Below are 8,986 nucleotides of genomic sequence, written 5' to 3' on the forward strand. Positions count from 1 at the left end.
TTGTCACATAAGAGAAAACGACGCTAAAATAAGCACATTTTTGTCACATAAGCCCAGATGTTATATATTTCTTATTCCAGTATTCGTTAATAAGTCCATTGTTTAGCTTTTATTTCTTTATGCTTTATGTATAACTACTAAAATATAGATAATCCAGCAACGTTCAATATAAAATTGATTTTATTAAATTAAGGTGATGATTTTTCAGCCAAACTAAGTATATTTGCAGTTGTGAACTTTAGTTTTACAACTATAGCTCTCTATTTTACAAACGTTTTTCTTATTCAGATTTCTTCCCCAAGTAAGCATCAATTGTTTTCAGTATCATTTCTTTATCATCAAAAATATTGTAATAAACGATTATTAAAGCATTTTTTCTCCAGAAAGTAAAACATAGAGTGGGGGATTCCGATGCAACGTCTACCTTTATAGGCTCGTTGTCAATCTTTCTTTTTAGATAGTTTAATAAATTTTGTTGGTCGGACGGAAATTCAAGTTTGTCTATAACGAAATGCGCATTACAGATGCTATCATTATCGTTTTTGTATGAAGCATTTAAAAAGGTGTGCTGACAATTGTATCTTATGTTGGTGATTTTTATATTTAACGATTTTCTATCCCTTTGGGTGAGCGACTCAAAGTAAGGAATAATATATAGTCGATGTATATGTACTATTTGAGGAATAGCGGTACGCGTCTCCTTAGGATATGCTTTTTTATTCCAAGCATATTCTATGAACTCTAAAACCTTGAAATCTGTTTTACAAGAATCTTTATGCAAAAACTGTAGGGTTGTATGGCACGAACTTGTATCTTTTGCTGTAACAGAAGAAACAAACAATAAGTTAAACAAAACAAAGAATGAAACAAAGTATTTGACTAAGTAAGTATTCTTTATTGTTTGGTTAGAGACAACTCTATGTATTTCTCGCAATTTCATCTTTAAAAATATTATAGTTACAAGTTCTTAACTACCTTACAAATTTAGGTATTTTGCATGTAACAGCCAAAGAAATAAAAGCTTTTAATAAACGTATTAAAAATTTTGAAAGACGCCTTTTCATGCCGTTATTTTGTTATTATAGGTTGTTTCCGAACTGATTTTTCTTTGTTCGTTTTCATGTAACGATATACCCAATATCTCACTTTCAACTAGCGATTTAGCCCTTGCGTGAGGAAGGGATAATTATGACTTGAAAATTTATAATAAAAAACGCACAAGTTTATTATTATAATTTTTTATTTTGTAATTATAAAATTAAAATTTATAATAATAAAATTTCGGAAGACTATTATAGCCTGATTTTATGTACTTAATATGAATATTAAAACCATTCAAAAAGAGAAAGCAAATGGTTGTCTTTTATGCAGTTATCATACCATTCGTTGTAGTCGGTTGGTACTTCGGCACTCATTCCTTTCAGCCAATATTGTTCGCCATAAGCACCCAACATTGCCCAATGATATTCAGTTTCATGACTTATGCATATTACATCATCAAAATCGGCTGGCTTTTTATAATAATGTTTCTTTAGAATTTCATCTGCTTCGGCTTCTGTTTTGTGTCCATATTTTACCAAAATACACCTGATAATAAACAGCCATGCGTTATAATACATACCAACTTTTTCGCCTGTCTTATTGTCCGAAAAAACTAATAACTCTTCCATTTATTTTTTAGTTGTAGCAATTATAAATATCGTCTATATTTTTTGCGCTCTCAATAGACATTCCTTTGGGTATTATTCCTGCATAAAGGAGCGAGTAAGTGTGAGTGCGAAATTCTTCTGACATTAAATTATAAAAATATAATTGTGCTTCAGTAAGCATCTTTTTATCAATCAATATACCTTTACCAAGATATTCATGAAATAAGATGCTGCTCAAATCTTCTAACATAAACTTATGGGGTGGAAAATTAAAATCTTCGTCAATATTTATTTTTCTTATTGTGTCGTATCCATTCATAATATCATTGATAGTGTTTTTCTGATATCTTGCATCTTTATGTAAACTATCAATCATCATAGCAGATGTTGCTAAAACACATTCATAACCATTTCCCCATACAAATGAATGTTGTTTGGGTGTAGAAAGGGAAGTAATAGCAAGTTCTTTGTCAAACTCCATTCCATTTATACAGAAACCCAAATTGGTAATACCATCTTGTTGGGTGGTAATATTTAAATCATGGATTTTTAAATTTGGATTTTTGAAACTCATCAATCCACATGCAAAAAGTATCTCTCTAATATTTTGTGAGTTAGCATTATGCATCAACGTTTCAAAAGTTTTTTGATTGTTGTTTAATGCTGATTTATAAAAAATAACTTCTGGCGTTTGCGTTTCTATATTGTCAGGAAATACGTTTTTTACAAAGAATTGAAAACGCTTATAAAATTTAAACTCGTTAGAATATTGCAAAGACAATTTCGGTGCTGCAATCTGATATTCTATAGGTTGTACTAAGATAGAATTTTCGTCTCGAATAAACTCTTGAAATATATATCCTAAGAAGTTTAAAATTTCATTTTTATATTGATGTTTCCCTTTTTGAAGAATGTTGAACTCTATAACTTCAATTACAGGTTCTATAATATCATATATTTTAAATTGGTGTTTTATGTTGGGAGCTAATTCGTTATAAAGAAAATATTCAATATTTTCTGGCGAGTCATTGGCAGAAAATAAATAATCTAATTGAGAAGGTATTTCTTTAATAGCCTCCTTGTTCGGTGCTTGATATTGTTGCCAATTTATATACATCTTTTCCATCTTATTTTGCAATTTCTTATCCTTTTGTTGCTTTACTAAATACCTGCATTATTAAAGAGGAAATATTACTTTCATCACTTTTTCTGCATTGGCATTCCATTTTATTTGCGACAAATTGCCGTCTGTATATTCTAAGATAAACTTGCTTTTATACACGTTATTGGGAAAGAAATCTGTATTCTTAAATAACGACCTGTCTTTATGTTGTCTGTCAATGGATATTATCCGATTATTTTCGTTGTAGAAATATTCTTCTGCTATAAAATTTCCTTTGTTATCCATATTCAACATACATATCATTTGTCCATCTTTTAATATTGCGTGCTGTATATAATCAATCTGCTCAACAATATTAAAGCTATAAACTATAATTTCCGAACTACGGTATTCAAAGAATATATATTGGGCGGGCAAATCGTAATTGTCGGTATAGCCATAAATAGCAACAACTTTGTTTTCGGCATCTAAAAAATGCTGAAAATTACCACTCTTTTTCGATGGTGTTTTGGCTAACTTTCGTCCTCTTTTAATATTCTTTCTTTCCATATCAAAAGGGTAAATTTCAAATAGGACTGATGTTCCCCAAATGCAATAAGTATATTCAAGTTCTTTCTTCTGATTGAAGAGAGAAGCTGTATCGTTAGAGTACAGATTTCTCAAAACTTTTTCTTGCTCTTCTATATTCATTTCGTATTTACATTTATTTTTTGGCAATAAAACCGCAATAACCCACTTCCGCTATTGTTCATGGTTTATATCCCCATTTTATTTGTTTATTTTATCTTTCTGTTTGCAACTTATATGAAAAGCTGAATAGAGTAGGGGCTTACAATGAGATATTCTTCCACTTATTTTTTCCTACTGAAAATTCTGTTGTATTCTATTTCCCACGAATTCTCTATTTTGACGAAATCGGAGAGTCTGTTTTTAGCAATTTCAATATTGTTCATATACGAATGATATAGATAAGTGTTTTGTTGTAAACCAAAGTTCGCACTGCAAATGTAGTTGTTTACTTTGAGATGACCTTATTTTGTTCCCATAAATTCTCTTCTTCACTGCTTTTTATTTGTTTGTTTCCCTAAGTTTCTTTACTTTTGTACGAGAATGCAATATAAAGAGATAATAATAAAAAAACAGGTATACATGGATAAAATAGAAGAAATAAAAAAAGAGATAGAAATTATTGACACGGTTGATGATTCTAATATAAATGATTTGGATTCATTGTGTGAAGATATAATTGAATTGAATAAGGAAGGGTGGGATACGGCAATACTGATGGACCCACTTTTTAGAATTCTGGAGAATAATACAGAATTTGATTTCGGTATGCCTGGACAGATTGTGCATACGTTAGAAAAACATTATAAGAAAGGACTGGAACAAGAATTATTTAAATCGCTTAATCGAAAACCAACTTTTTACACGTTGTGGATGTTGAACAGAATTTTAAACGGAACTTCTGACCCTAAAGAAAAAGAAGGATATATGGAAATGCTGGAAAGTATTCTGCAGATGGAAATTCCTGATTATCTAAAAGAACAAACAAAACACTTGATTAACTTGCACTCATAACATTGTAATAACATTGGAATAGAAAATATGAATATGACTGCAGAAGAATTTGTAAACAACGTAAAAAACGAGGTTTTTAAGGAAACGTTTGAGTATTATTTTAAAATGCTTCCTAATCCGATTGCAGGGACAGATAAAAACTGGAAAGCGAGCAAGGAATTATATCATAGTTTGAACGAAGAGCAAAAACAACAAATGCAGACTTTTACAAGGTTGGTTATGCAAGATGTGGTATCTATGCTTTTTGGAAAGTTAGATAATATTTCTTCATTTGCAAACCAAGAAGGCGATTTTGAACTTACAATAAACGGAAATGTGATAAATGGCGACCTGCAAGATATATTCTTAATGGGTATGGATAATTAAAGTCTGACAATTCAACCTTAGGTTACGAACGGACAAAGGACAAATATAATAACAAAGCGTTTTGATTCCCACATACCCAATAACGAAAACGACAGCATTCTTAAACAAGTAAAAGAAATGTGTGCTACAACGGGAATTAAAATATGTATCGAGTAGCAGCAGTATAAACATTAAGAATTGCCTTTATTCCTTTAAGGAACGTCGCTTTCTAAAATATCCTTTTCATATAATCGATTGGTTCACGATTATTACAATTAAGGATTTCTAAGAACTTGCCACCTTTGAAACCATGTTTGCATAATTCTTTTTCAGAGAATAATGCGCCTTTAAACAATGCTATTGTAGCGATTATTTTATAAGTTTATTTGAAAAACGTAAACAGTTATCAAAAATAGGTTGTATATTTGCAGAAACATTTGTAAGGAGCGATAATGAAAGAAGAAAATTTTAAGAAAAATGGTAGAGGTGGACGACGAGAAGGAGCAGGACGTCCTAAAGGAAATCGCCGTTTATTTTCTTTTCGTATAGAAGAACGATTAGCAGATTTTATTGATAGTCATGAAAACCGAACAAAGTTTATACATAACTGTATAGAAAATGCTTTCAGTAGACAGGAAGAAGATAATATATTTCCTTTGCAACAAACATTAGGCGACATATATTCGGCTATGAATGTTCGATCGTTTACACTACCAATGTTCGACAATGCAAGCTTTGTAGCAGGTTTTCCTTTGACATTAGATACCGACGAACAAGCCCAAAATATAGATATTCTTCGCATGCTTTGTCCAAATCCTGAGGCTTCTTATCTGATAAAAGTAAAGGGCGATTCTATGATAGATGCAGGTATTAGCGATGGAGATATCATTATTGTTGATAAAAGTAACCGTAATCCCACCGAACATGAAGTAGCAGTATGTGAATATAATGGTGAATATACCATTAAACATGTTGTTCAAAATGAAGGAAAAATGTGGTTAGTTCCAGCCAACCCACAATATCCACGTATAGAAATTCTCGAAAAAGACGACTTTTCTGTATGGGGAGTAGTAACTTATACCATTCATAAACCTCGATCGTAAAATAATGTGGGCATTAGCTGATTGTAATAGTTTCTTTTGCTCTGTAGAAAAAGCTTTCCATCCAGGATTAGAAGGAAAGCCTGTTTGTGTATTGTCGAGCAATGATGGAAATATTATTGCACTCACCCCAGAAGCTAAGAAAATGGGAATTAAGCGAGGCGACCCCGTATTTAAAGTTAAAGACATTATTTCTTGTAATAATGTAAAACTTTTCTCTACTAATATGAGGCTCTATGCAGCAATGTCGCGCCGTGTAACCAATATTTTAAGAAAAAGCATTCATCGAGTAGAAAATTATAGCATTGACGAAAGTTTTTGTTGTCTTGATGGTTATGAGCGGCTCTATGATATGGAAAATTTTATGAGGGAAATTGTAGAGAAGGTGCGTTTGTGGACAGAAATTCCAATGAGTGTGGGAATTGCACCCAGTAAAACATTAGCAAAAGTTGGAAGCAAATTTGCAAAACAATATAAAGGTTATCGTTCTGTATGTATGATTGATACAGATGAGAAAAGACGTAAGGCTTTATCTATTTCTGATTTATCTGATGTATGGGGAATTGGCAGACGTACATTAGAAAAATTAGAATATTATGGTGTGCATACTCCTTTAGAATTTGCAGATAAAAGCGAAATTTGGGTAAAAAGTCGCTTTACATTGCCAACAGTTCGTACATGGCGAGAACTAAATGGTATTGATTGTATCGATACGGCAGAAGTAATTGCCAAACAAACTATATGTACGAGTCGCAGTTTTGGTAATATGGTTACCGAACTTGACGACCTTAAAGCGTCAATAGCTCATTTTGCTTCTTCATGCGCAAATAAACTTCGTGGTCAATCTTCTCTTTGTAGAAGCGTAACCGTATTTATAACAAGTAATCGCTTTCGTGATGATTTGCCACAATATAGTAATATTCTTACCCATACATTGCCCATTGCAACAGCCGATACACTTGAAATTACCAATACAGCCATTACAATTCTTAAAGAACTCTATCGTCCAAGTATACAATATAAGAAGTCGGGAGTAATTCTTGGCGATATATCTTCTAACAAAGTTGTTACACAATATCTTTTCGACCCTATTCCTAATCGTCCCGAACGGCATCATTTAATGCAGCTGATAGATAAAATCAACCAACGTTATGGAACAAAAACCATTTTACTGGGGGTAGAAGGTGTGGAAAACCAAAAGTGGACAACCAAATGTGAACAACGAACTCCAAATTATCTTACAGACATCAACGAAATAATGACTATCAAGATTTAAAAATTTTATTACGACTTTCTATTCTTCTACCTTACTTGCTTTGTTGTATTCATCTTTAGTCATTATTCCCTTAACGGCTTCCTTTGGACTTGTTGCCTCCTTATAGAATATCCAATGAATTATAGATTTAGACTCATAAATAGATGTATATGCTTGAACGAAAGTCCAACCTTTGTTAGACATATAATTACCTGCATCAACCATACTATTAAATGGGATTTCTTCTCCTTTTTCATCAACTAATTTTTGTTTATTTTTGAGTCCACTCCATGCAGAATACACGGGATTGTTTCCAAAGTCAAAAACAATTTTTAATCCAGCTGATAGTTCTTTTTCAATACCTTTGACTTCGCAATAGTATTTTTTGGTTTGGGCTATCATAGTGATAGATGATATTAACATGAGAAAGATGAGGGCAGTTTTTTTCATACAATTCCTATTTTGTTATAAATGTTCGTAGTATTTTCTTATTTTTCTTCTGCAAGACTCTAGAAGAAAATAAGGTGTGATACATTAAATGATACCTAAGTGTTTTATATAAAACTATTTTTCTCCTTTTAATCGTTTTATTTCTTTATCGAAATCAGATATATATTCTACATCTTGTTTATGACGAAAGACCTCATATTCTTGTTCGGCTTTTAATTTAGCCTCTAAAGTGGAGATATTCCCTAATCCTTCAAGCAAAGGACGACCTGCAATAGTTAGAAATCCATCAAGTAGTGTGCTCCAATCGTGCATAGTCATAGGAATTTCTTGTTCTGCACGATCTTCTGCTAAATCAAGATAGGCAGAAACAAGACGATTGATTGCCGTCATGTGCTTTTGGTCAAGGTAATTCTTGGCAATTGTTACATCAGACTTCATAACTTTTCCGTCGGGTGCGTGTCTCCATGTAGTCAATCCCATATGAGGCTGGTTAGCGTCAGCCTTTTTATAAATAATTTCTGCTGCTGTTTGTCCGGAAATAGCCCAATGTAATTTATTTTGCACCGATGCAAAGAAACGTTTTGTTTCTTGTGCTTGCTTGTCATAGTCTACCGACAGCGCATAAATATCTGTAATTTTCTGATAAAAACGTCGCTCACTGGCACGTATCTCGCGAATATCTTCTAATAAATCCTTAAAATAATCGTGTCCAAATTGTTCTCCTTGCTTCAGTCGTTTTTTATCAAGTACATAACCTTTTGTTATGAACGAATTAAGCACTTTCGTAGTCCATCTTCTAAAATGTGTAGCTTGTTCTGAATTGACTCTATATCCTACGGCAATAATTGCATCTAAAGGGTAGAATGTAACATCACGTGTTACTTGACGAGTGCCTTCATTTTGAACTGTTCGGAATTTCCGAATAGTTCCTTCCTCTGATAGTTCTCCTGCTTTGAAGATATTTTTTAAGTGTTCGTTAATGGTACTGATATTCACATTGAATAGTTCTGACATACGTTTTTGTGTAAGCCAAAAAGTACCATTCTCATAACGTACCTGTATGCTTATATCTCCATTGTCGTTAGTATATAATATGATGTTGCTTTCCATTGTGGAATTATTTTATTTTCTCGATACTCTCTCCTGTATATGGCTTAGAAAGGAAGTTATGTGGTTGCTAATTATTGTTTGAACTTAATGTAAACCATTCTCAAATTGGGCCAGTCAGCCATCTATTTGCGATACTTTTCTCTGCCATAACAACGCATAGCCAATTTGGATAATTGCTCATATCCATAGTTTGTATCTATTCTTATACTTATTATACTTAATTTGTGCAAAGATAAATATTTATCTTTAAATATTTGATTGTTTTTTGAAATTATATACAAGCAATAATAGCTTACCGAGAAACGAAATAATGAAAACAGGCTTATATGACAAAAATGTGCTTATTTTAGAGTCGTTCTCTCTTATGTGACAA

At 32.2% G+C, this 8,986-nt stretch carries 10 protein-coding genes; 4 read left to right on the top strand and 6 right to left on the bottom strand.

Going from position 1 to position 8,986, the window contains the following annotated elements; translation table 11 throughout:
- Positions 1–280: 280 nt before the first annotated feature.
- The 4 genes from HXN26_RS10385 to HXN26_RS10400 all read right to left on the bottom strand — a co-directional run bounded on the left by HXN26_RS10385 (position 281) and on the right by HXN26_RS10400 (position 3,462).
- Entirely contained in the window at positions 281–781 is a 501-nt protein-coding gene (locus tag HXN26_RS10385) for a hypothetical protein (protein ID WP_273161143.1), read from the bottom strand.
- Positions 782–1,325: 544 nt separating this feature from the next.
- Positions 1,326–1,670 (bottom strand): hypothetical protein, encoded by a 345-nt coding sequence (locus tag HXN26_RS10390; RefSeq protein ID WP_273161145.1) that lies wholly within the window; start codon positions 1,668–1,670, stop codon positions 1,326–1,328.
- Positions 1,671–1,677: 7 nt separating this feature from the next.
- Positions 1,678–2,775: a hypothetical protein gene (locus HXN26_RS10395; RefSeq protein WP_273161147.1), complete on the bottom strand. Its 1,098-nt coding sequence runs from the start codon at positions 2,773–2,775 to the stop codon at positions 1,678–1,680.
- Between the two features lie 51 nt (positions 2,776–2,826).
- Complete coding sequence (locus HXN26_RS10400; protein WP_273161149.1) at positions 2,827–3,462, bottom strand: hypothetical protein; 636 nt, start codon at positions 3,460–3,462, stop codon at positions 2,827–2,829.
- A gap of 459 nt (positions 3,463–3,921) precedes the next feature.
- Between HXN26_RS10400 and HXN26_RS10405 the strand changes: the two genes are divergently transcribed.
- The 4 genes from HXN26_RS10405 to HXN26_RS10420 all read left to right on the top strand — a co-directional run bounded on the left by HXN26_RS10405 (position 3,922) and on the right by HXN26_RS10420 (position 7,074).
- Positions 3,922–4,353 (top strand): hypothetical protein, encoded by a 432-nt coding sequence (locus HXN26_RS10405; protein ID WP_273161151.1) that lies wholly within the window; start codon positions 3,922–3,924, stop codon positions 4,351–4,353.
- 27 nt (positions 4,354–4,380) lie between these two features.
- The gene (locus HXN26_RS10410) at positions 4,381–4,719 is read left to right on the top strand and encodes a hypothetical protein (RefSeq protein WP_273161152.1); all 339 of its coding nucleotides are present in this window, start codon (positions 4,381–4,383) and stop codon (positions 4,717–4,719) included.
- Between the two features lie 431 nt (positions 4,720–5,150).
- Positions 5,151–5,801 (top strand): LexA family protein, encoded by a 651-nt coding sequence (locus HXN26_RS10415; protein ID WP_273161153.1) that lies wholly within the window; start codon positions 5,151–5,153, stop codon positions 5,799–5,801.
- Positions 5,802–5,805: 4 nt separating this feature from the next.
- Positions 5,806–7,074 (top strand): Y-family DNA polymerase, encoded by a 1,269-nt coding sequence (locus tag HXN26_RS10420; RefSeq protein WP_273161154.1) that lies wholly within the window; start codon positions 5,806–5,808, stop codon positions 7,072–7,074.
- Positions 7,075–7,092: 18 nt separating this feature from the next.
- On the opposite strand, the gene HXN26_RS10425 is transcribed toward HXN26_RS10420, so the two are convergent.
- Entirely contained in the window at positions 7,093–7,503 is a 411-nt protein-coding gene (locus HXN26_RS10425) for a hypothetical protein (RefSeq protein WP_273161156.1), read from the bottom strand.
- A gap of 114 nt (positions 7,504–7,617) precedes the next feature.
- Positions 7,618–8,613 (bottom strand): virulence RhuM family protein, encoded by a 996-nt coding sequence (locus HXN26_RS10430; protein ID WP_025000916.1) that lies wholly within the window; start codon positions 8,611–8,613, stop codon positions 7,618–7,620.
- Positions 8,614–8,986 lie beyond the last annotated feature (373 nt).

Source organism: Prevotella aurantiaca, assembly GCF_015262605.1.
GTDB lineage: Bacteria > Bacteroidota > Bacteroidia > Bacteroidales > Bacteroidaceae > Prevotella > Prevotella aurantiaca.

What these genes read in the sequence shown, in the direction of transcription:
- HXN26_RS10390 (WP_273161145.1), bottom strand. Translation starts at nt 1,670, where the DNA reads ATGGAAGAGTTATTAGTTTTTTCGGACAATAAGACAGGCGAAAAAGTT.
- HXN26_RS10395 (WP_273161147.1), bottom strand. Translation starts at nt 2,775, where the DNA reads ATGGAAAAGATGTATATAAATTGGCAACAATATCAAGCACCGAACAAG.
- HXN26_RS10400 (WP_273161149.1), bottom strand. Translation starts at nt 3,462, where the DNA reads ATGAATATAGAAGAGCAAGAAAAAGTTTTGAGAAATCTGTACTCTAAC.
- HXN26_RS10405 (WP_273161151.1), top strand. Translation starts at nt 3,922, where the DNA reads ATGGATAAAATAGAAGAAATAAAAAAAGAGATAGAAATTATTGACACG.
- HXN26_RS10410 (WP_273161152.1), top strand. Translation starts at nt 4,381, where the DNA reads ATGAATATGACTGCAGAAGAATTTGTAAACAACGTAAAAAACGAGGTT.
- HXN26_RS10415 (WP_273161153.1), top strand. Translation starts at nt 5,151, where the DNA reads ATGAAAGAAGAAAATTTTAAGAAAAATGGTAGAGGTGGACGACGAGAA.
- HXN26_RS10420 (WP_273161154.1), top strand. Translation starts at nt 5,806, where the DNA reads ATGTGGGCATTAGCTGATTGTAATAGTTTCTTTTGCTCTGTAGAAAAA.
- HXN26_RS10425 (WP_273161156.1), bottom strand. Translation starts at nt 7,503, where the DNA reads ATGAAAAAAACTGCCCTCATCTTTCTCATGTTAATATCATCTATCACT.
- HXN26_RS10430 (WP_025000916.1), bottom strand. Translation starts at nt 8,613, where the DNA reads ATGGAAAGCAACATCATATTATATACTAACGACAATGGAGATATAAGC.